The organism is Mycolicibacterium arseniciresistens (assembly GCF_030519285.1).
Classification (GTDB): Bacteria; Actinomycetota; Actinomycetes; order Mycobacteriales; family Mycobacteriaceae; genus Mycobacterium; species Mycobacterium arseniciresistens.
This window is the reverse complement of sequence record NZ_JAUMSQ010000007.1, coordinates 42,376-63,393: the sequence shown is the minus strand read 5'-3', so window position 1 is coordinate 63,393 and position 21,018 is coordinate 42,376. Positions and strand designations below refer to the sequence as shown.

At 66.1% G+C, this 21,018-nt stretch carries 25 protein-coding genes; 12 read left to right on the top strand and 13 right to left on the bottom strand.

The annotated features are described in order from the left end of the window. Positions 1 to 59: 59 nt before the first annotated feature. Positions 60 to 680, top strand: coding sequence for a hypothetical protein (locus Q2100_RS02195; protein ID WP_302912677.1), 621 nt, complete (start codon positions 60 to 62; stop codon positions 678 to 680). Positions 681 to 704: 24 nt separating this feature from the next. On the opposite strand, the gene Q2100_RS02190 is transcribed toward Q2100_RS02195, so the two are convergent. Continuing rightward, entirely contained in the window at positions 705 to 1,598 is an 894-nt protein-coding gene (locus Q2100_RS02190; RefSeq protein ID WP_302912676.1) for a dihydrodipicolinate synthase family protein, read from the bottom strand. A gap of 36 nt (positions 1,599 to 1,634) precedes the next feature. After that, positions 1,635 to 2,060, bottom strand: coding sequence for a MarR family winged helix-turn-helix transcriptional regulator (locus Q2100_RS02185; protein ID WP_264012626.1), 426 nt, complete (start codon positions 2,058 to 2,060; stop codon positions 1,635 to 1,637). 105 nt (positions 2,061 to 2,165) lie between these two features. On the opposite strand from Q2100_RS02185, the gene Q2100_RS02180 reads away from it, so the two are divergent. The 5 genes from Q2100_RS02180 to Q2100_RS02160 all read left to right on the top strand — a co-directional run bounded on the left by Q2100_RS02180 (position 2,166) and on the right by Q2100_RS02160 (position 6,584). Continuing rightward, positions 2,166 to 3,239 (top strand): substrate-binding domain-containing protein, encoded by a 1,074-nt coding sequence (locus Q2100_RS02180; protein WP_302912675.1) that lies wholly within the window; start codon positions 2,166 to 2,168, stop codon positions 3,237 to 3,239. A gap of 93 nt (positions 3,240 to 3,332) precedes the next feature. Further along, positions 3,333 to 3,953, top strand: a complete 621-nt coding sequence (locus Q2100_RS02175) for an AmiS/UreI family transporter (RefSeq protein ID WP_302912674.1) — start codon at positions 3,333 to 3,335, stop codon at positions 3,951 to 3,953. Between the two features lie 61 nt (positions 3,954 to 4,014). Further along, complete coding sequence (locus Q2100_RS02170; RefSeq protein ID WP_302912673.1) at positions 4,015 to 5,052, top strand: aliphatic amidase; 1,038 nt, start codon at positions 4,015 to 4,017, stop codon at positions 5,050 to 5,052. Between the two features lie 10 nt (positions 5,053 to 5,062). Then, positions 5,063 to 6,139, top strand: a complete 1,077-nt coding sequence (locus Q2100_RS02165) for an AAA family ATPase (protein ID WP_302912672.1) — start codon at positions 5,063 to 5,065, stop codon at positions 6,137 to 6,139. 91 nt (positions 6,140 to 6,230) lie between these two features. Then, the gene (locus tag Q2100_RS02160; RefSeq protein ID WP_302912671.1) at positions 6,231 to 6,584 is read left to right on the top strand and encodes a nuclear transport factor 2 family protein; all 354 of its coding nucleotides are present in this window, start codon (positions 6,231 to 6,233) and stop codon (positions 6,582 to 6,584) included. Positions 6,585 to 6,615: 31 nt separating this feature from the next. Here Q2100_RS02160 and Q2100_RS02155 read toward each other — a convergent pair whose 3' ends face one another. The 3 genes from Q2100_RS02155 to Q2100_RS02145 form a co-directional block, all read right to left on the bottom strand. Then, positions 6,616 to 7,161 carry a hypothetical protein gene (locus Q2100_RS02155; protein WP_302912670.1) on the bottom strand — a complete coding sequence of 182 codons (546 nt, stop codon included), beginning with the start codon at positions 7,159 to 7,161 and terminating at the stop codon, positions 6,616 to 6,618. A 192-nt stretch (positions 7,162 to 7,353) separates the two neighbouring features. After that, positions 7,354 to 7,635 (bottom strand): DUF4873 domain-containing protein, encoded by a 282-nt coding sequence (locus tag Q2100_RS02150; RefSeq protein ID WP_264012617.1) that lies wholly within the window; start codon positions 7,633 to 7,635, stop codon positions 7,354 to 7,356. Continuing rightward, the gene (locus tag Q2100_RS02145; protein WP_302912669.1) at positions 7,632 to 8,537 is read right to left on the bottom strand and encodes an AurF N-oxygenase family protein; all 906 of its coding nucleotides are present in this window, start codon (positions 8,535 to 8,537) and stop codon (positions 7,632 to 7,634) included. Before Q2100_RS02145 ends, Q2100_RS02150 begins: the two co-directional genes overlap by 4 nt. A 179-nt stretch (positions 8,538 to 8,716) precedes the next feature. Here Q2100_RS02145 and Q2100_RS02140 point away from each other — a divergent pair, with 179 nt between their 5' ends. Together Q2100_RS02140 and eat are read left to right on the top strand one after the other, a co-directional pair. Next, the gene (locus Q2100_RS02140) at positions 8,717 to 9,970 is read left to right on the top strand and encodes a PucR family transcriptional regulator (protein WP_302912668.1); all 1,254 of its coding nucleotides are present in this window, start codon (positions 8,717 to 8,719) and stop codon (positions 9,968 to 9,970) included. Further along, positions 9,954 to 11,354 (top strand): ethanolamine permease, encoded by a 1,401-nt coding sequence (eat, locus tag Q2100_RS02135; protein WP_302912667.1) that lies wholly within the window; start codon positions 9,954 to 9,956, stop codon positions 11,352 to 11,354. Before Q2100_RS02140 ends, eat begins: the two co-directional genes overlap by 17 nt. A gap of 61 nt (positions 11,355 to 11,415) precedes the next feature. Here eat and Q2100_RS02130 read toward each other — a convergent pair whose 3' ends face one another. From Q2100_RS02130 to Q2100_RS02115, 4 genes are all read right to left on the bottom strand, one after another. Continuing rightward, a complete protein-coding gene (locus Q2100_RS02130; protein WP_269894864.1) occupies positions 11,416 to 11,886 on the bottom strand; it encodes a VOC family protein in 471 nt (156 codons plus the stop codon). Between the two features lie 4 nt (positions 11,887 to 11,890). Beyond that, the gene (locus tag Q2100_RS02125; RefSeq protein WP_302912730.1) at positions 11,891 to 12,022 is read right to left on the bottom strand and encodes a hypothetical protein; all 132 of its coding nucleotides are present in this window, start codon (positions 12,020 to 12,022) and stop codon (positions 11,891 to 11,893) included. A 120-nt stretch (positions 12,023 to 12,142) separates the two neighbouring features. Then, positions 12,143 to 12,700, bottom strand: a complete 558-nt coding sequence (locus tag Q2100_RS02120; protein ID WP_302912665.1) for a TenA family protein — start codon at positions 12,698 to 12,700, stop codon at positions 12,143 to 12,145. A 39-nt stretch (positions 12,701 to 12,739) separates the two neighbouring features. Continuing rightward, positions 12,740 to 13,534, bottom strand: coding sequence for a TetR/AcrR family transcriptional regulator (locus tag Q2100_RS02115; RefSeq protein WP_302912664.1), 795 nt, complete (start codon positions 13,532 to 13,534; stop codon positions 12,740 to 12,742). A gap of 147 nt (positions 13,535 to 13,681) precedes the next feature. Between Q2100_RS02115 and Q2100_RS02110 the strand changes: the two genes are divergently transcribed. Next, complete coding sequence (locus tag Q2100_RS02110) at positions 13,682 to 14,779, top strand: ferredoxin reductase (protein ID WP_302912663.1); 1,098 nt, start codon at positions 13,682 to 13,684, stop codon at positions 14,777 to 14,779. A gap of 17 nt (positions 14,780 to 14,796) precedes the next feature. After that, a complete protein-coding gene (locus Q2100_RS02105; RefSeq protein ID WP_302912662.1) occupies positions 14,797 to 16,191 on the top strand; it encodes a fatty acid desaturase family protein in 1,395 nt (464 codons plus the stop codon). A gap of 32 nt (positions 16,192 to 16,223) precedes the next feature. Here the strand turns inward: Q2100_RS02105 and Q2100_RS02100 are convergent, their stop codons facing one another. After that, positions 16,224 to 16,592, bottom strand: coding sequence for a hypothetical protein (locus Q2100_RS02100; protein WP_302912661.1), 369 nt, complete (start codon positions 16,590 to 16,592; stop codon positions 16,224 to 16,226). A gap of 28 nt (positions 16,593 to 16,620) precedes the next feature. On the opposite strand from Q2100_RS02100, the gene Q2100_RS31805 reads away from it, so the two are divergent. Then, on the top strand, positions 16,621 to 17,016 hold the full coding sequence (locus tag Q2100_RS31805; RefSeq protein WP_407667563.1) for a hypothetical protein: 396 nt from the start codon (positions 16,621 to 16,623) through the stop codon (positions 17,014 to 17,016). Between the two features lie 40 nt (positions 17,017 to 17,056). Here the strand turns inward: Q2100_RS31805 and Q2100_RS02090 are convergent, their stop codons facing one another. From Q2100_RS02090 to Q2100_RS02080, 3 genes are all read right to left on the bottom strand, one after another. Then, on the bottom strand, positions 17,057 to 17,659 hold the full coding sequence (locus Q2100_RS02090) for a dihydrofolate reductase family protein (protein ID WP_302912660.1): 603 nt from the start codon (positions 17,657 to 17,659) through the stop codon (positions 17,057 to 17,059). 97 nt (positions 17,660 to 17,756) lie between these two features. After that, complete coding sequence (locus Q2100_RS02085; protein WP_302912659.1) at positions 17,757 to 18,128, bottom strand: SgcJ/EcaC family oxidoreductase; 372 nt, start codon at positions 18,126 to 18,128, stop codon at positions 17,757 to 17,759. A gap of 138 nt (positions 18,129 to 18,266) precedes the next feature. After that, positions 18,267 to 20,351, bottom strand: a complete 2,085-nt coding sequence (locus Q2100_RS02080) for an AMP-binding protein (RefSeq protein WP_407667562.1) — start codon at positions 20,349 to 20,351, stop codon at positions 18,267 to 18,269. Between the two features lie 122 nt (positions 20,352 to 20,473). Here Q2100_RS02080 and Q2100_RS02075 point away from each other — a divergent pair, with 122 nt between their 5' ends. Then, entirely contained in the window at positions 20,474 to 20,911 is a 438-nt protein-coding gene (locus tag Q2100_RS02075; protein WP_302912658.1) for a hypothetical protein, read from the top strand. The last annotated feature ends 107 nt before the right edge of the window (positions 20,912 to 21,018 follow it).

The following is a 21,018-nucleotide window of genomic DNA, read 5'->3' as shown; positions in this document are numbered from 1 at the left end:
CGTTTGTTTCCGGATAAAAGTAGGTACCTGATTGCAAAGGAACCAGGGGTGAGGTGCGTATGACCAAGGACAGTCCGGGCATCGGGCGCAGGCTGCGGCAGGGAGCGGAACAAGCCGTCAAAGCGACCGTCGACGTAGTCAACAGCACCATCGGATCCGCCGCGAAGCGGGCCGGTCGCGCAACGTCGAAGGGTGGCGGCGCGTCGACCGCTGAGAAACCGAAGCCGCCGAGCACGGCGAGCAAGGCCAAGGCTGCCGCGTCACAGGCTCGGAAGGCCGCGCCCCCGACGAAGTCCGCCGCACACACGGCGAAGAAGGCGCCGACGACCCCAGCCGCGAGGCCGGCGAATGTCGTTCCCGCGAAGAAGGCTGCCTCACCGCCGGCCAAGAAGTCATCACCCAAGAAGGCCCCGGCGGCGAAGAAGGCAGCGCCCAAGCCCGCCACGTCGTCGACACCCACCCCGGCGAAGGTCACGCCGGCGAAGAAGGCAGCAGCGAAGCGCGCGCCCACTCCGGCCAAGAAGGCAACACCGCAGGCATCGGCGGGGGCGGCGACGCCGGCCAAAAAGGTGGCGACGCCGGCCAAGAAAGTAGCGACGCCGGCCAAGAAGGTGGCCAAGAAGACGGCGAAGGCGACCGGCACTGCGCCGGCGAAGAAAGCGGCCAAACGGATCACGTGATCCGCGACCTGCTCCTCTCGACGCTCACACCGTCAGACGGAGTTTCGTGCACACCTCGACGACGTCGGCCCGGTCGGCCGCTGCCAGACCGCGAATGGGCAGCGGGAGGCTGTGTGGTGGAGCCAGGCCAAGGTGCTCTGCGACAGCGGCGGTGACTCGGAGGCTGCCGTGCCTGGCGAAGAGATCCCACAGGGGCGCAAGACGTTCCGACTGGCTGGTGGCGCCCGCATGGTCGCCGGCCTGCGCTGCGCGCGTGATGTCCAGTGCCAGGCGGGGCAGCGTTCCGCCGATGACCGAGTACCAGGAGTCGCAGCCCGCGTTGAGCCCGGTGGCCCCGAACGCATCCCCCGACACTCCGAGTGCTGTTCCCGCCGGCAACAGGTCGCGCAATCGCGCAACGCGGATGGCCGCTCGAGCCGGGTCAGCGGGGACTCCGGGGATCTTGAGCGATGCGACGTGGGGGAGGGCGGCGATCGCCTGATACAGGTCGTCGGTGAAGGCGAAGTGCGTCGTGGCGGGATTGTCGTAGACGACAAGCGGCACAGCGAGTTCGCGCGTCACGTCCTCGTACAGCCCGTACACGTCGTCCGCGGTGAGGGCCTGGTAGGAGAGCGGGGCGAGCAACACGCCCGAGGCTCCTGCCTCTTGTGCGTCCTCGACGAGCTCGAGAACGTGCTCGGTCCGGAGCGCGCCCACCCCGATGATCACCGGAACATCGGCGGCGTGCTCGACAGCGAGGCGGGCGACACGTGCGCGTTCCCCGCGAGTCAGGTACGCATACGAGCCCGTTGACCCGAGTGCGGTGATGGAATCGACTCGCGCCGTGGCGAGGCGGGCAACCAGATTCGTGAACGCCGCTTCGTCAACCGCACCGTCTCGCAGCGGAGTCAGCGGGAAGGCGCTGAGGCCAGTGAACACGGTGGTCTCCTCACCGGAGCGGAGTCAGGCCGGCCGCTACGCATCGCCGGCGGGCGGCGCGAGGCGGTCACGCAGCTGCGGCCAGTTCGACGCCGCCCAGTGTGCTTCCACCGGTGCGATCCGGCGACGCAGACCGTGATGCAATCCGGTGCCGCGCTCGCTGAGGAACACCCGAACCTTGCGCCGGTCGAACTGGTCGACTTCGCGGTAGGCCAGGGCCTGCGTGACCAGTCGATCCACCACTCTGGTCAGGGTGGGTCCGGCGGTCAGCGTCTGCGCCTGCAGCTCGGCCATCGTGAGCCCGGCCGAGGCGGCCAGAGCGTCCATCGCCAGCCAGTGGTCGATGCCGAGGCCCGATTCCTGCAACTCGTCATCCAGTTGGGCGGTCAATGCGCGCGCGGCACGGAGCAGCGTGGCCGTCATCGACGTCGCCGCGTCGTGCTCGGGCAGCGTCCTTGCCATCAACAACTCCTCCGGCCTTGCCCATTGGACCTGGCACGCGCGATACTTTCAGATGGAAATGATGATAGCCGATCCGACGACGGTGTGGCAGAGGACGTACTGATCATGAGCTCGCGCACCAGCCGTGATGCCGGTGAGCTGTGGCGAGTGGCCATGGTGGTGCCCCTGCAAGGCCCCGGCGGCGTCTTCGGGCCGTCGTGTGAGGCGGTGAGCCGGTTGGCTGTCCACGATCTGAACGCCGACGGGGGGATATTGGGCCGAGAGGTGCAGATCGAGGTGGTCGACGGCGGTGTCGCTCCGGATCTGGTCGCTCGGCGGATCGACCGACTCGTGACGGCGGGCGAGGTTCACGCGGTCAGCGGGTGGCACATCTCCTCGGTGCGCAACGCACTTGCGCCGGTGGTCGCCGGGCGGGTGCCCTACGCGTACCCCGCACTGTACGAAGGCGGCGAACGGCGCCGCGACATCTACTGCTGCGGTGAGACACCCGACCGCCAGATCGCTCCGGCGCTGCGCTGGTTGCGCGACAACGCCGGCGCACGACGCTGGTTCATCGTGGGTGACGACTATGTCTGGCCGCGGTCGTCGCTCGCTGCGGTGCGCGGGTACGCCCGCGATCTCGACCTCGACATCGTGGGCCGGCGCTTCGTCGATCTGGGCCGGGCGGAGATGTCCGGTGTCGTGAAGGCCGCCATGGCGTCGGGGTGCGACGCGGTGTTGATGCTTCTGGTCGGTCAGGATGCGGTGGAGTTCAACCGCGCGTGCGCCGAGCTCGGCGCAGCCGATCACTTCATCCGCTTCAGCCCCCTGATGGACGAGACCATGCTGCTCGCAAGCGGTGCGGACGCCAACCGAGGGCTCTTCGTCGCCGCGTCGTTCTTCCGTTCGATGGTCGGCGCCAACGCGATGGATCTGCTCGGGCACTACCGCCAGATGCACGGACCGCAGGCTCCGCCACTGAGTGGAATCGCCGAATCCTGTTACGAGGGAATGCAATTGCTGTCACAGTTGATACACCGGTCGGGCGAGTTGACCGACATCGCCTCCAGCGATCTCGTGTCGTATGACAGTCCGCGGGGGACCGTGCACTATCACGCCGACGCCACCGTGCAGCCGATACATCTGGCTGTCGCCGACGGCTATGACTTCGACGTGCTCACCACACTGACGCAACCCTGAGGCCGGCGCGCATCACATCGCCGTTGACAGTGTGCTGTCCGTCACTTAGTTTCAAATGGAGATATTTCATCTGGAACTGAAGGAGGTGACATCGTGAGCAGTGTCGGGTTGCTGTACGTCGGCGCGGTACTTCTCATCAACGGCTTGATGCTCCTGGGGCGTATACCGCCACGGTCGGCAGCTGTGTTCAACCTGTTCGTCGGCGCACTCCAGTGCGTGATCCCTACGGCAATGTTGTTGCAAGCGAACGGCGATGCTGCCACCACGTTGTCCGCCTCGGGTCTCTACCTGTTCGGCTTCACGTATCTCTACGTCGGCATCGTCAATCTCGCCGGCCTCGAACCGCAGGGCGTCGGCTGGTTCAGCCTCTTCGTCGCGCTGGCCGCTGTGGCGTATGCGGTTCTGTCGTTCAGCTCGCATGACCCGGTGTTCGGAGTCATCTGGCTCTCCTGGGCGGCGCTGTGGACCCTGTTCTTCCTGGTTCTCGGTCTGGGTCGTGAAGACCTCAGCCGTTTCACCGGCTGGTCGGTGACGCTGCTGAGCATTCCGACGTGCTCGATCCCGGCGTTCCTGATGCTCACCGGTCACTACCGCAGTTCAGCCCTGACAGCCGTCGCCACGGCGGTGCTGTTGGCGGCCTTGCTGGTGGTCGCACGGCTACTCAGCTCGCCGGGCAGGGTGTCCGGGGTCAGGGCCCGGCCGGTCTACAACTGATCCACCTGATTTGTTCTGCTGCAACTTATTTCATCCAAACCGATCAATCGAGGAGCTCAACATGCGTCATGGTGACATCTCATCCAGTCCGGACACGGTCGGCGTAGCCGTCGTCAACTACAAGATGCCCCGGCTGCACACCAGGGAGGAGGTACTCGACAACGCCCGCAAGATCGCGGACATGGTGGTCGGGATGAAGTCCGGCCTGCCGGGTATGGATCTCGTGGTCTTCCCCGAGTACTCGACTCAGGGGATCATGTACGACCCCGAGGAGATGTACGCCACCGCGGCGTCGATCCCCGGAGACGAGACCGACATCTTCGCTGCAGCGTGCCGTGAGGCCAAGACGTGGGGCGTCTTCTCCATCACCGGTGAGCGCCACGAGGATCATCCGAACAAGCCGCCGTACAACACCCTCGTGCTCATCGACGACACCGGTGAGATCGTGCAGAAGTACCGGAAGATCCTGCCCTGGTGCCCGATCGAGGGCTGGTATCCGGGCGACACCACCTATGTTTCGCAGGGCCCGAAGGGGATGAAGATCTCGCTGATCATCTGCGACGACGGCAACTACCCCGAGATCTGGCGGGACTGCGCGATGAAGGGCGCCGAACTGATCGTGCGGTGCCAGGGCTACATGTATCCCGCCAAGGATCAGCAGGTCCTCATGGCCAAAGCGATGGCGTGGGCGAACAACACCTACGTCGCCGTGGCGAATGCCGCGGGATTTGACGGGGTGTACTCCTACTTCGGACACTCCGCGATCATCGGGTTCGACGGCCGCACCCTCGGCGAGACGGGCGAGGAAGAGTATGGGATTCAGTTCGCGCAGCTCTCGCTGTCGGCCATCCGCGACGCCCGCCAGAACGATCAGTCCCAGAACCACCTCTTCAAGCTGCTGCATCGGGGCTACTCGGGCGTGCACGCGGCCGGCGACGGCGACAAGGGCGTCGCCGACTGCCCGTTCGAGTTCTACAAGCTGTGGGTGACCGACGCGCAGAAAGCGCAGGAAGTCGTCGAGTCGATCACGCGAGACACCGTGGGTGTCGCGGACTGTCGAGTGGGCAATCTCCCCGTCGAGCAGACCGTCGAGGCGTAAGAGAATCGACGTGCCGTACCTCACCGACATGTATCACGACCAGAACGCGACAACGCAGCGCACCAACAACGTCGCCGTGAAGTCGTCGGCCGTGTTCGACCACGATGCCTTCGTCGCCCGACTGGGGCAACGGATAATCGGTCAACCGGAAGCGGTGAGTGCCGCTGCCCGGGCGCTGTCGATCGCACATGCCGGTGTCGCTGATCCCGGTCGGCCGTTGGCGAGCGTATTGCTCGCCGGGCCGACCGGGGTCGGCAAGACAGAACTTGTTCGCCAGATCGCCGCCGAGATCCGCACGGGGCCAGACGATCTCTGCCGAATCGACATGGCGGCCCTGGCCCAGGAGCACTACGCGGCGTCTTTCTCCGGCGCCCCACCGGGATACGCGGGCAGTAAGGAGTCCTTCACCCTGTTCGACAAGAACAAGATCGAGGGTGACCCGTACACACCGGGCATCGTGCTCTTCGACGAAGTCGAGAAGGCCGACCGCACGGTGATCCGCGCCCTGCTGCACGTACTCGACAGCGGAGAGCTCCGGCTCGCCAACGGCCGCGACCGGATCTCCTTCCGCAACAGCTACGTCTTCATGACGTCGAATCTGGGATCCAAGGACGTCGCAACGGCACAGCGAACATCCCGATGGTCGCCGAGATGGCGACGACTCCGGGCATTCGCGGCGTCGCCAACCGATCCGGTCGCGCGTGCACACGGTCTGGTGAGCGCCGCCGTAGAGGAGTTCTTCGACCCGGAGTTCCTCAACCGGATCGATGAGACGGTCGTCATGGCGCCCTTCGACGCATCGACGGCCCGGAAGGTCACCGTTCGTGAAGTGGGCCTCTTCAGCGCGCGACTTGCCCGTGAACATGTCGAACTCCGCGTCGACGACACGGTGATGGAGTTTCTGCAGGACTGCGGGTTCGATCCGATCTACGGTGCCCGCGGGTTACGCAGGACCATCCGGAGCCATCTGGTCGCCCCAGTAGCCGAATGCGTATTACGCGCTCGCACAACGCCGACCACGCCCATCGTGGTCGGGGCAACTGTGATCGACGATGCCGTCGCGGTGCGTTTGCTCGACGAGAAGTGACCTGATTCGGGCATCGGTCTGGGTGCGCGAAAAGCACACGGGAGAATGGTCCTGATCACTGTGCCGCCGCTGATGCCTGGAGGTTGTGCCGATGTCCACACCGGATCCGCAAGCGTTCGCCGAGGAGTGGGTGCTTGCGTGGAATGCGCACGACGTCGAGGCGGTGCTGGCGCATTTTCACGACGATGTGCTGTTCACCTCTCCGATCGCCGCGCGAGTGGTGCCGGGAAGCGGGGGTGTGGTCCGCGGGAAGCAGGCTTTGCGCGAATACTGGACGACGGCGCTGGCGGGCATGGCGGACCTGCACTTCGAGATCCTCGGTGTGTATCGCGGGGAATCGTTGCTGGTGATCAACTACCGCAATCAGCGCGGCGGACTCGTCAACGAAGTCCTGGTCTTCGACGGCGCGTTGGTGCGTGAAGGGCACGGCACCTACCTCGACTGAGCTCTCGACGACCGGGCGGGAGCCGTGGCTCCTAATCGACGTCGACGAGGGACATGTGCCGGCAGCGGATGAATCCGAGAACAATTGCCAGCTTCGCCTCCAAGGCCGGCGTGGAGAACGCGGATAACGACTCGAGTGACACGCATGTGCTGATCAGCGATGCGATTACCGGCATCGTGCTCTGCAACACCTCGGTGCTCGGTGATTCCATGGCGGCAGCGGGAAGGCTGTGCACCCGGTCAACGGTTCCGCCGAACACACGTTGGAGCGCCAGCGCCGTTCTCGCGAGCGCCCCCACCGACGGATCGGCAGAATGGGCAGCCGGAAAATGATCGAACGGTTGGAGAAGACGAACAATCCCCGGCTGACCGGACACATTGAGCTCATATGTCTCGTCAAGCTGAATGCAACTCACAGCACCGATGTTATTGATGACCCGGATGAGCACTTCTGGGCAGAATGTCGTTAGAAGCGCTATACGGGTGCGCATCGCGCTTTCACGTCGAAGAATCAGATCGCGGCTCAGGTCGAGCACGTATTCGGTTACACGCCAGTACTCTTCGCGTTCGTTGTCCATTCGCGCGCGCTGCTCCTGACCTAGCGGAATTCATCGTCTCGACTGCGTTGACCGAGCCTACCGAATTGCGTGCGCTATATGCACAGGGGGCGGATTTCGCTGTCGCTAGACGGGCGGTAGGACAGAAATTCCGCATGCGGATCGGCACGCAATGGATTCACGCAGATGAGGATGAAGTCAGTTCCGCGTTGGTCACGGCCAGAACGGCGGACGGCCCGTGCCGCTGATCATGAGGTCCCCGGCGGCGGTGTGCTCGACCAGTCGTGCGGTGGCGTCACGATCGCCGACGCACAGCACGACCGCTCCACCGGCCTTGATCTGAGCCGGTGCGTCGAGCACGGTGCCCTGCCAGTGGTAGTGACCGTCGAACGGGTTGAGATGTCCGGTGGCACGGATGCGGACGGGATGGCGCTTCTCGCCGACCACGAGACTGGCCGGCCCGTCGTAGACGCCGTCGTCGGATCCGATGGTCACAGGAAGTGGCACCTCGCCCACATGCGGCGGGCGATCGGACCCATCAGGCCGACCTCGTCGAGGAATGCGGCCAGCGGCTCGAACCCGGCCCGCAGTGTCGCGTGGAACTGTGGGTTGGCGCGGGCTTGGCGTTGCGCCTCGCCCCCGTCGAGGCCGATCCGGTCGTAGAGGGCGCGGCGGGTGAAATGGCCGAAGTAGAGCGAGGCTCCGAGGCCGTGCAGATTGGAGATGGCCAGGCGCGTCGCGCGTGACAGCTCGCCGACGTCGCGGCGGATGCCGTCGCGGGCGAACTGGATGTGCCGGGCTTCCTCGGTGACGTGGATGCGCATCACGCGTTGAACCAGCGGCTGGATTTCGTCGGCGTCGTCGAGGATTTGGCGTTGCACCGCGTCGAAGAGCTCCTCACCGACCAGGGCGCCGATCCACAGCATCGGTCCGCGGAAGATCAGCGCCATCGTGTTGACCCTGCGTGCGCCGCCCTTGGTCGGCCAGAACGGTTCGACGCCCACCCGTTCGATGGCCTTCCCGAACATCAACATGTGGCGCGCCTCGTCGCCCAACTCCGTGAGCTCGTAGAAGGTGCTGTGCGACGTGGGGGAGGAGTGCATCATCGCGCGCAGCAGGGACTGGTTGAGCATGTTCTCGAACCAGATGCCCATGGAGATGTAGTTGACGAACTCCTGCCGGGACAGGTCGATGCGCTGCCGATCGCTCATGCGCTCCCACAGCGGGGTGCCGTACAGGCTCAACATCTGCGGAGGCAGGAAGTACTTGTCGTCGGGAAGCGGAGCGTCCCAATTGATGTCGACGATCGGCTCGTATGACTTCTTGGCCGAACCCTTGAGCAGGCGAAGGGCGAAGTCCTCCCGGCCGGGCGCGGTGGGCGAAGCAGATGCAGTCATGAAGTCCTCTCTCGACGACGGAGGCGTGTCCGCGAGGCCGACGCGGATGCCGCGCGACCTGATGACACCATCATGGCGACTTCTTCGGACAGTTTCTCGCCTCGTACGGGCCAAAGTTCCGCACGAACCTGTCCTCTCCGGACAGTCGTATGCCTGCGCGCGGCCTATCATCGCGGACTATGTCGAACGTGCCGCCCGCCGCGGCGAGACTTCCCCAACTGCCACCGCAGACGCTGGAGGCGATGCGCGCCGGGCTGCCGGCGCTGACGGACAGGATGGTAGAGGCGGTGATCGCCGAGGTGCCCGCATTCGCGCTGGCCGCGCAGGAGTCGTGGCGGCCGGTGATCTACGCATCTGCTGATCAACTGCTGACCGCGCTGATCGAACAGCTGCGCGGTGCGGCCGATCCCCAGAGCTCCGCGACGTCGATGCAGGAAGTGCTCGACACCGCTTACGGTTTCGGCCGGCGGGAAGCGCGCCAGGGCCGGCCCACCGAAGTGCAGCTGGCGGCCTATCGAATCGGGGTCCGTGAGATCTGGCGCGAGTGGTCGGCGTTGGCCGTCGGGCACGGCGTGGGAAGCGACGAGGTGAGCGTCTTCGCCGAGACGTCGTTCGCCTACCTCGATCGGATCTCGGCAGCGGGCGTCGCGGGCCACGCCGACGAAGTCGCCCGACTGGGCCTGGCGCGGGAGAGGCACCGGGAGCGGCTCGTGCGGGCTCTGCTGCGAGATGGGTCGGCCGACGAACTGCGCCGGGCCGCAGAGGAGGCGTCCTGGACACCGTCGCAGACGCTGACCGCGGTGGCACTTCCGAACCGGCACCACGAGAGTGGCGGGCTCATCACGGCCGACTCGCGCACCCTCGAGGTGCCCGACGACGCGATCGAGTTGCCGCACGGGATGCGGATGTTCCTGGTCTCCGCCGTCGGCGGGAAGGCGCGGGCATCGTTCCTCGAATCGATCGGCGCGACAGGCGCGGTCGTAGGGCCCGTCCGCCCGTGGATGCAGGCGCGCTCTTCGGTTCGCCGCGTCATGCGTGCAGCTGAGTTCCAGCCTGCGCAATCAACGGCCGTACTCGACACCGACCAGATCCTTGTGGAGCTCGTGGTCAGTGCCGATGCCGAGGCATTGTCCGACCTGCGGGCACGCGCGCTGGCGCCCCTGCACGGACTGCCCGCTGCGTCCGTCGCCCGGCTCGCCGACACGCTGCGCTCATGGCTGCTGCATCACGGTCGCCGCGACGAGATCGCCGCCGACCTCCACGTGTCACCCTCCACGGTGCGCTACCGGCTCCGCCAGCTCCGTGACGTCTACGGTGGGCGGCTGCAGGATCCGCGATCCATCGCCGAACTCACGGTCGCCCTCGCAGACTCCGGGTTAACCGACGCCGACGGCGATCGCGATCTAGCATCAGCGGGTGGAGACCACATCTGAGTCCAACGAGTACCTCGCCAAGCGCACCCTCAAGCAGGGCACCGCGGGATGGCTACTCCTCGCCGGTCTCGGCGTCGGGTATGTGATCTCGGGCGATTACTCGGGATGGAATTTCGGGCTCGCCGAGGGAGGGTTCGGCGGACTACTGATCGCCGGCGTCCTGATCGCGGGCATGTACCTGGCCATGGTGCTGGGGATGGCGGAGATGTCCTCCGCGCTGCCTGCCGCAGGCGGCGGTTACACGTTCGCCCGTCGGGCACTCGGCCCGTGGGGTGGATTCGCAACCGGCACAGCCATTCTGATCGAGTATGCGATCGCACCCGCGGCGATTGCCACCTTCATCGGGGCCTATGTCGAGTCCCTCGGCCTGTTCGGCATCACCGACGGCTGGTGGGTGTACCTGGCCGTGTACCTGCTGTTCATCGGCATCCACCTCAGCGGTGTCGGCGAGGCGCTCAAGGTCATGTTCGTCATCACGGCCATCGCCCTCGCCGGTCTGCTCATCTTCGCCATCGCGGCGATCGGCAGCTTCGACACCGCGAACCTCACCGACATCGCGCCCACCGATGCGGCCGGCGCCTCGTCGTTCCTTCCCTTCGGTTACCTCGGGATCTGGGCGGCAGTGCCGTTCGCGATCTGGTTCTTCCTCGCCATCGAAGGTGTGCCGCTCGCCGCCGAGGAGGCCAAGGACCCGGCCCGCAACGTGCCGCGCGGAATCATCGCCGCGATGGCCGTCCTGGTGGTCACCGGAGCCACGGTGCTGGTGCTCGCCGCCGGCGCCGGTGGTGCCGAGGTGATCAGCGCATCCGGCAATCCCCTGGTGGAAGCGCTGGGAGACTCGACGATGGCCAAGGTGGTCAACTACATCGGCCTGGCCGGGCTGATCGCCAGCTTCTTCTCGATCATCTACGCCTACTCCCGTCAGCTGTTCGCGCTGTCGCGCGCCGGCTACCTGCCGAAGCGGCTGTCGCTGACCAACTCCCGCAAGGCGCCGACGCTGGCGCTGATCGTGCCCGGCATCATCGGCTTCGTCCTGTCGCTGACCGGCCAGGGCGCGATGCTGCTGAACATGGCGGTGTTCGGCGCCGCCCTGTCCTACGTGCTGATGATGATCAGTCACATCGTGCTCAGGGTGCGTGAGCCGGACATGCCGCGGCCCTACCGCACCCCGGGCGGCGTCGTCACCACGGGCTTCGCGCTGGTGATCGCGGCGCTGTCGGTGGTGGCCACCTTCCTGGTGGACAGTACGGCCGCCACCTGGTGCCTGGTCGTCTTCGCCGCGTTCATGGCGTATTTCGGGCTCTACAGCCGGCACCATCTGGTGGCGAACTCGCCCGACGAGGAGTTCGCGGCGCTGGCTGACGCGGAGAAGGAGATCAAGTAGGGGTGATTGCGCCGGCGTGTCCGGCCCACCGGTGCCACCAAGAGCCGCTGGCCGTGCGGCCTCAAGCGCCGCGCCACATCTGCACGGTGCTGGTCAGACCCCCGGGCAGTTCGATCAACTCGATGGGGGTGCCGTCAGGATCGTGAACGAAAAGCATCCGCACGCCGCCGATGTCGGTGGGTGGGGTGTAGCGCACCCCCACGTGCCGGCCCAGTGCCTCATGCGCCGCATCGAGATCCCTCACCCGGAACGACATGTTGGTGTAGCCGAGATGCGGGCCGTCCACGACGGCGGGTACGTCGCCGAGCGACAGGAGTTCGATCATGGTGGCACCGATCAGGCCGCCGACCATGCGTCCTGCGGCGCCTGCGGTACCGGTGACCTCCTCTAGTCCCGCACCGGCCAGTTCGACGTCGAAGACGACATCCATGCCGAGCACACCGGTGTAGAACGCCAGCGAGGCGTCCAGGTCCGACACGCCGACACAGAGGTGGGAGAAGTTCTCGATCGGCAGCGGGTCCGGCGCGGTCACCACCTCACCAAAGCAAGGTTCCGAGATCGCTGTCAACGGCGCCGCTCAAGGGTTCGGGAAGCTGCGCGTCGCCGATGCGGCGCAGATGGCCGGTTGCGGACCGACACGCGGCACGCAAGGGCTCGCGGTCAGTCACCTCTGAATGCTGAGGCAGTTGAGTAGCATCCCCCTGCCGCGTCCTTGACGCGAGCATCCCTCTCTCGCAGTACGCGCTCCCCGTGTGGTGTTTCGCAGACCACCCCGAGGTCGTCGGACTTCAGGCGAGGGCCATGTCCCAGAACTCGATTTCGTGCGCGAGCACCTCGTCGACCAGCGATGCGTACTCGACCGGGTCGGCGACATCGCCGAGCGCCTCCACGTAGGCCACGAAGTCGGAATCTGTCCAGTGGTCGACGAATTCCTTGAAGGGCGACGCAGGTGATGATGCGGAAGTCCATGCCATCAGGTACACCCGCTCGATGACCCACAGCGCCGTCAACGCTGCGTCGGTAGGCGAATCCTCCAGTCGCGTCAGTAGTTCGCCGTAGGCGACAGTCGCCGGCAGTGCCGGCTGGTCGAGGTCGATGCCCCGCTGCGACGCCTTGTCCTCGAACCAGTCGAGTTCGGCGACGAGCGCGGCACAGCCTGCGGCGAGTACGCCTTGCGCCGGCCGTGGCGCCCGTGCAAGCAGGCGCGCCTGAAAGCTCAGCAGGTCGGCGACGAAGAGCGCGTCCTGAGCGAGCCAGCTGTCGAATGCCGAGTCGGTGATCGTGCCGTCACGAACCGCATGGAGGAACGGATGCCGCGTCGCGGCAGCCCACAAGACATCGGCCATGGTCGACCAGGCTAGTCAGCCGGGCCGGGCCGGGTTGCATCACCTGGCAGCCGTCCCATCGATTGCGACTGCGCGCACGAAAGCGTCGGCGAAGAAGTCGCACGTCGCCTCCAGTTCAGGCAGGGCGACCTGTGGGAAGTTGACCAGTCCGGGCCGCATGATGGCGTGCACGGACATCGGGCTGATCAGCTGTTGGATGAGCAGGGAGCGCGGCAGGTCCCGGATGCGGCCGGCGGCGACTTCGCCGTTCAGCCACCTTTCGAGAACCGCGATGAGGCGCAGGGCGCCGTGCTCGATCAGTGCGCCCGCGCCGGTGCCCGCCGGACGGGCCAGCGTCTCACCGAGCACCGCGGCCAGCACCCGCGGCTCTCGCAGGTACAGATCGGCGAGGGTTCGGTGAATGGCGCGGACCATCTGCGTCAGGTCGGTGTTCGGCGATCCGATGACGTCTTCCATGTCCAGCGCCGGGATGTAGTGGTCGTAGACCGCACGTAGCAGACCTTCGCGGCCGCCGAACGCCGCATACAGGCTGTGCACCGAACACTCCGCATCCTCGGCGATCGCCTCGAGGGTGGCGGACGACACGCCGCCGGCGCCGATGAGTGCGGCCGCCGATTCGACTGCGCGCACCTTCACCGGCGGGCGCCCGCCGGGGTCGACCCCGATGTCGCGTACCGCATCGTCGAGGGGGCGTCGTGAGCCCCCGAGCTGACGCAACAGTGTGCTGCGCGACACCCCGAGGGCGTGCGCGATCACGACGATCGGCACATCGGCGACGTCGCGGCCGAGGCGTTCCGCGGAACGCAGCGTGGCCCGGATGACGTCTGCGGGCACTGGACCCGCCCGACTTGTCTCCCGATCTGACACAGATAGTCAACCTCCCCGTATTAGTGTTTCAGATCACATCAGAGCGGTAACACAGGGTGCTGAGTCGGCCGCTGGGTCGATTCTCGCCGAGTCGGACACGAGAAGCGGGGGATCATGGCGGAACGCGGTGCCGAGCCTCCCGTCCCGCGGGGCCGTCGGCTGTTCCTTCGGGCGGTGCGGTACCTGTTCAACCCGTTGCGCCCGGACGACTACCTCGAGATGGTGAATCCGCTGTGGACCACCAAGGAGCTGCGGGGCAAGGTCGAGCGCGTCGAGCGGCAGGGATCGGAAGCTGTCAGCGTGCTGATCCGGCCGGGGTACGAGTGGCCGGGCCACAAACCCGGCCAGTACGTCCGGTTGGGGTTGGTTATCGATGGTCGGTACCACTGGCGCGCCTACTCGCTGACGTCCGACCCGCAGCCGGACGACGGCTTGATCAGCGTGACGCCCAAGAAGGTCGACGAGGGCGTGGTGTCGCCATATCTGGTGGAGAAGATCCAGCCGGGCGAACTGGTTCGGCTCGGCGAGGTGGAGGGCGTCTTCACGCTGCCCGACCCGGTGCCGGCCAAGATGCTCTTCATCAGCGCAGGCAGCGGCATCACACCGATCATCAGCATGCTGCGGAGCCTCGACCATCGCGGCGAGATCGGCGACGTCGTGGTGCTCCACTCGGCCCGCACCCGCGACCAGGTCATGTTTCTGGAGGACCTGGAAGGTCTCGACCAACGCCACGACGGCTTGCGGTTGGATCTGCGGCTCACGGCTGATCGCGGTCGGATGTCAGCCGACGATCTGGACGACGTGTGCCCGGACTGGCGCGAACGCGACGCGTTCTGTTCGGGTCCGAGCGAACTGCTCGACGCGATGATCGAACACTGGGAGCACAACGGTGACCCGGACCGGCTCCGCTTCGAGCGGTTCCAGCCGAAGATCGACGCCGATGCCACCGAAGGTGAGGGCGGTCAGATCACGTTCCTCAACAGCGACACGACCGCCGACTGCGACGGTGGCACACCCATCCTGGAGGCCGGCGAACAGGCCGGCCTGGAACTCGCGTTCGGTTGCCGAATCGGCATCTGCCACACCTGCGTTGGCACGCTGAAGTCGGGGAAAGTACGCGACCTGCGCTCCGGGGAAGTCACCGAACCCGTCGACCAGGACGTCCGGATCTGCATCCACGCCGCAGAGGGTGACGTGGAGTTCGCACTGTGACCGTGAAGGAGTCAACCGTGACCACAACCGTCGAGAGCCCACTCACCCGCCTCAGCGAGCAGGATCTGGAGAAGCTCGCCAAAGAACTCGACGCGATACACGACGAGATCTTCGCCGAACTCGGTGACCGCGACCGGCACTACATCAAGACGGTGGTCTCGGTGCAGCGCCAGATCGTCGTCGCTGGACGGGTGCTGCTGCTCGGCTCGCGGTCACGAACGGCGTGGGTGCTCGGCACCGCCTGCCTCGGGATGGCCAAGATCCTGGAGAACATGGAGCTCGGCCACAACATCCTGCACGGCCAATGGGATTGGATGAACGATCCCGACATCCATTCCTCGGTCTGGGACTGGGACACCGCATCGTCGGCGCAGGCGTGGAAGCACTCGCACAACTACATCCATCACACCTATACCAATATTCGGGGCAAGGACAAGGATCTCGGCTACGAGATCATGCGGATCGACCCCAACCAGAAGTGGCGCCCCGCCAACCTCGGCCAGCCGTTCTACAACCTCCTGCTCACGCTCCTGTTCGAGTGGGGCGTCGCGATGCACGACACCGACGTGGAGGCGTTGTGGCGAGGCGAGAAGACGATGGCCGACCTCAAGGAGGACTTCAAGAGCATCGCCGGGAAAGCGCGTCTGCAGATCATCAAGGACTACATCGGCTGGCCGGCAGTGAGCGCCGGCGCATTCGCGCTGACCAAACTGGCGCTGGGCGACCGGATCGAGCAGCCCACCCACTCCCGTCTCGGACGTCGGCTCCGCCAGATATCGACCAAGGGCCGGATGGGCTCGGCCGCGGCGACGGCCGATCGGCTGCTGCCCGGCGTCGAGAGCACCTTCCTGCGAACCCTGGCAGCAGACGCGCTGGCCAACCTCATCCGTAACGTGTGGGCTCACGCCATCATCTTCTGTGGCCATTTCCCGGACCAGACCTACACTTTCAGCGAAGAGGAAGTGGAGAACGAGACCCGCGGCGGGTGGTACGTCCGCCAACTGATCGGCGCGGCGAACATCGAGGGCAGCCCCCTGTTCCATGTCATCAGCGGCAACCTGGGCTACCAGGTGGAACACCACCTGTACCCGGACATGCCGAGCAGCAGGTACTCCGAGATCGCGCCGAAAATCAAAGACATCTGCGAGCGATACGAACTGCCCTACAACTCAGGACGATTCGGCAAGCAGTGGTTCACGGTGCACCGCACCATCTTCCGGCTCGCGTTCCCCGGCGGGAAGCCGAGGCCCAAGCCCGGCCCGTACCGCAGCGGCGAGCGACGGGCAGGGCCGCAGGGTCCGAGCGAGGCCAGTCGGTTCCGCGAGCGGGTGCCCGCCGAGCACCCCGACGCCGGGCCGGAACACAAGTCGAGTGGCGTTGCGGTGGAACCACCGCCGCGCGGCAAAGACTGACATTCCTCCCGCGCTGAAGGCTCGGCGCGTTGTCAGGACCCGCTGACCGGCCCCGCCAGAGCGGCGATTTGGAAAGCCGCGATGATGAGCGCCGCGTGGACGACGCAGCCCAGCGCGGGAACGACGACCGTCCTGCGCCGTTTGGCCAGAAACACCGTCGACACGACGACGTCGACGAGTAGGACCGCCACGTTGCCGTAGATCGCGAGGAACATCGCGACGCCGATCCACTTCTCGTCGCCGCACTCGACGTACGCGCACGAATCGATGCTCATCGCGATGCCGAAGCTGAGCACGAAGAACAACAGCGCCAACAGGACATGCAGCACCAGCAGCGCCACCGTTCCGGCGACGTTTCCCGACTTCCGCCGCCGCGGGTCGGCGTCGATGGGGTTCGACATGCGCCCGAGTATTCCGTGTCGCAGACGCGTGGGGCCGCACGAATCCGATTCGCACCTCGATTCAACCGTCCGGCCGATCAGTGAGAAGGTCCGCGTCGCTCCGTTCGATGGAATCAACGGTCTGATCCCGCCGTTACAGAAAGAATCCCGGGCGTTCGGCCCGTCGACGGAGCTGTACAGAGGGAAGAAGGCGGGACCGATGAAGAAATTCGGACTGGCAGGAATTGTCGCAGGCGCGCTGTCTGCAGCCGTGATCGGTTTCGCCGGTCCGGCGCAGGCCGACGACCACGACCACGGATTCAATGGACATCACGGGGACCGCGGTTATCACTTCGGGTATGACCGCGATGACTACTACCCCTGGATCGATCAGCTGTACCCGTCAGTGAGGGTGCCGCACGTCGACACCTCGGTGCACAACTGATCGTTGTTCCGCTACGAGGGCGTCCGCATCGCGGGCGCCCTCAGCGTTTGTCCGACAGCGATATCGAGGCATGCAGGGACGGCCGGTAGATGAGCTCCTGGATGCCGCCGTCCAGCGTCCGGCCTTCGATGAGTTCCAGGTCGAAGTCCGCCGCGCCCGCGAATATCGGATCGTCGCCGGTCTGACCGGTGATCACGGGGAAGATCGTCACCTGGAGCCGGTCGACCAAGCCGGCGGCCATCAGCGCCCGGTTCATCGACAGGCTGCCGTGTGAGCGCAACGGCACCTCGGACTCCTCTTTGAGGCGGGCGACGACGTCGACCGCGTCACCGCTCACGATGGTCGCGTCCGGCCAGTCGAGAGGCCCGGCCAGGGTGGTCGAAACCACCGTCGCCGGCAGATTCCTCATTCGCGTCACCCATGGATCGAGCACCGCCTGCTCGCTGCCCGAGGCCAGCATTTCCGCGAACATCTGATAAGTGGTGCGTCCGAGAACCATTCGCTGCTCCGGCCGATACAGCGCGAGGCGGTGGTCGAGCAGTTCGGGGCCCTGCTTGCCCCAGTAACCGCCCCAGTCGCCGCTGCTGACACCGCCGAAGCCATCCAGGCTGGAGAAGACGTCAAAGGTGTAAGTGGCGGTCACGGCTCTCCTCGAGTGGGTGTGTTTCGGCTGGCTACCGATACAGACGGGAAGCCGCGCCCAAACTCATCGGCAGCGCACGTCTCGTTGCCGCGTCGGTCTACAGCCTGGACGCCTGGTACTGCGCAACCTGCCACCGCTGGCTGTCGCGGGTCAGCACCACGCCGATGGCCAGCTCCGCCGAAGGCCGGTCGGGGTAGGTGAAGGTCGCGGCCAGATAGCCCAGCACGACATCCGCCGAAGGACTACGGGTTTCGAGGATGCGATACGTAACAGCCATGCCGGCGGGCTGCGACTCGTAGTACGCAGCGACGGCGTCGCGGCCCACTCCGTAGGGGCGCAGCCCCTTGAAGACGGCGTCTTCGGTGAACACGGCGGCCACCCGGGACGCGTCGTGGGCGTCGATGGCGGACCGCCACTCGTCCATGACGGCGCGGATGACCGGGTCTGCGCCCGACTGTGTGGGTGTCATGTTCTGTTCCTTTTCTCGACGATGCTCATCGGAACGCCGCAGGGGCGCGCGGAAGTCCGGGTTCGCAGGACGAATGGACTCGTTCCTGGTAGGCGCAGGCTCGCAGCAGTGCTTGCGGCGCGAAGACCGAGACCGGGACTAGCTGGCCGGCCAGCCCGTCCCCAGCGGGAACTGTCCGTCGACCAGGTGGCGCTTCATCACCTTGCCCGTCGTGGTGCGCGGAAGCTGACCGACGAACGTGACGTCGCGTGGAATCGAGAAGCGGCTCAGGCGGTTCCGGACGTAAGTCTTGACCATCTCCTCGTCCAGTGACGCGCCTTCGGCGCGGACGACGAACGCGGCGAGGCGTTGACCGAACTCCGGATCCGGGACGCCGACGACGGCCACGTCGGCGATCTGCGGCAGGACGGCGAGCGCTTCTTCCACCGGCCGTGGGAAGACGTTCTCACCGCCGGAGATGATCATGTCGTCGTCGCGCCCGGCGACGAAGAGTCGCCCGCCGGCATCGAGGTAGCCCAGGTCGCCGGTGTCCATCAGCTGATCTTCGACGGCCGGGGAGTCCGCGTTGGTGTAGCCCTCGAACAGCATGTCGTTGCCGACGAAGATGCGTCCCACGGCGCCGACCGGCAATGGAACACCGTGCTGATCGAGGATGGCGATCCGGGTACCGAGCGGCGGTCGACCGGCGGTGGTCGGAGCGAGTCGCAGATCCGTTGGGTCGGCGATCGTCGCCCACGACACCTCGGTGGATCCGTAGAAGTTGTAGAGAACGTCGCCGAAGGTGTCCATGAACTTGACGGCGGCCGCACCGGGGATCGGTGAGCCGCTGCTTGCGACCACCTTCAGCGACGACGTGTCGTATCGGTCGAGCACGGCGGCCGGCAACTCGAGAATGCGCTGCAACATCACCGGCACCAGGACCATGGCGGTGCAGCGGTGCTGCTCGATCTTCCTCAGGCACTCCTCTGCGTCGAAGCGCTCCATCAGCACCACCGTGGCGAGCAGAGGAGTACTCACCTGCAGGGCGGCGAGACCCCATGCGTGGAACAGCGGCGCGGCCAGCAACATCACCTCGTCGCGACGCAGCGGCATCCGCGACAACATCGCAGCGATGGCGCCAAAACCGGGTGGGGTCGGGCGCCGTGCGCCCTTGGGTGTGCCGGTGGTGCCGGAGGTGAGGACGATGAGTCTGCCGGGTTGCTTCGGTGGCGCCACCGGTTTCGCACCGGCGCCGGCGGTGATGAGCTCCTCGATCGAGTGTCGCTGCGGCACAACAGAGTCAGGGCGTGTCGAGATTCGTGAGATCTCCGGGGGGAGGTAGCGCACCTGTGGCTCGAAGTCGTCGTCGACGAAAATCGCGTCGACCGCGTGGTCACGGACGATGTCTTCGATCGTGCGCGCCGCCAGGCCGGTGTTGAGCAACACCAGATCGGCGCCCAACTTGCTTGCCGCGACCATGCACTCGACCATCGCCGAGTGATTGCGCGCGAGCACCGCGAACTTGCTGTCCTTGGTGAAGCCCTCACCGACGAGGCCCGACACCAGGCATGTGGTCCGCCGGGCCATGTCCTCGTAGGTCGACCTCCCGTACCCGTCGATCGACGCCGTGTTCTGCGGTGACCGCGCCGCAGCCGCCCCGAGGCCGCCGGCGAGGGTGAATCCCCAACGGGCGAGTGAGTTGAGCTGTCGTACGCCACGATCGGGCCGTGACGCGCGGACCACCCCGCTCACGAGCATCGTCTTGACGATGCTCAGGTGCAGCGAACGGCCGTCACCCATGTTGGCCAGCAACGAAGACGGCTTGCGATCGAGGAAGTCCGAGATGCGCGCCAGACCTTCCCGGACCCAGTTCTGGACCGCGCTGTCACTGGCTTTCGCGATGTCGGGGTGCAGCAGACCGACCGCGAAGATCCGCACCGCGATCCGGGTGCTGTCGCCCTCAGGGTTCAGCCGGATCGAGACGAAGCTGCGACTGGCCTGTGTCGACTCCAGTCGGACCTCCAGGCCGGACCGTCGGACGGTCTGACGCATCCCGTGCACGACGACGGCGCCGCGGGGAGTGGACAGCCGCACCTCGAACTCGCGGGCAGCGCCGGGAAGCTGCTCGCACGAACCGACGCCGTGGAAGAACCGCGGGTACCAGTCGGGTTCCTGCAGGATTCGCCAGATATCCGGGCATGAGTGACCCAGCGTCGTGTCGAAGGCGATCACGTCACGTGCCACGCTGGTCCTGCCAGGTTGTTCATGGGCCGGCTGAGAGACACATTGTGGTTCATCCGTAGTGCATGCGGACCTGTTTCGTCGACCAGTGCTAACGCCGTCGCCACGGCTGCCGATACACAGGCATGACCCCGCTCCGCACTGCCGGCGTGCTCGCCGTCGCGCTCGCTGCACCCTGGTGGTCGGTGGCTGCCGCGCATGCCGAGCCCTTCGCCCAACTCGATCGGGTCCCCGTGGTGGCGTCTCCGACCTGTGCCGGCAGCGTCAGCGCCGAGGCTCAGGTGGCGTCGGTGCAGGTCGACGATCGGGTAGAAGACGGTGTCCGGGTCGCGATCCACTACGACGCCGGCGTCTACGACGGACGTTGTGCGCTCACCGTCACCGCCCGTTGGGAGAATCTCGACACGGGGGCCGCCGGAAGCGGTCCGATCACCGCGGTGTCGACGATCGACGGACACTACGGTTTCATCGGCTATGCCAACACCACGTTCGGAACGGGCAGCGGCACGGTGGTGATCACGCTCAGCTCGCACCCGGGTGCCGAGATGCGCATCACGGCCTGAGGCACCGAAACCCGTGACATAGTCTCCTCAGGGGCAGTCGTCCCTGACCGGCCGGGGCGGCGATCGCTGCCCGGCCCGCTGCGCGTGATGCGTTGCGATCTTCCTGG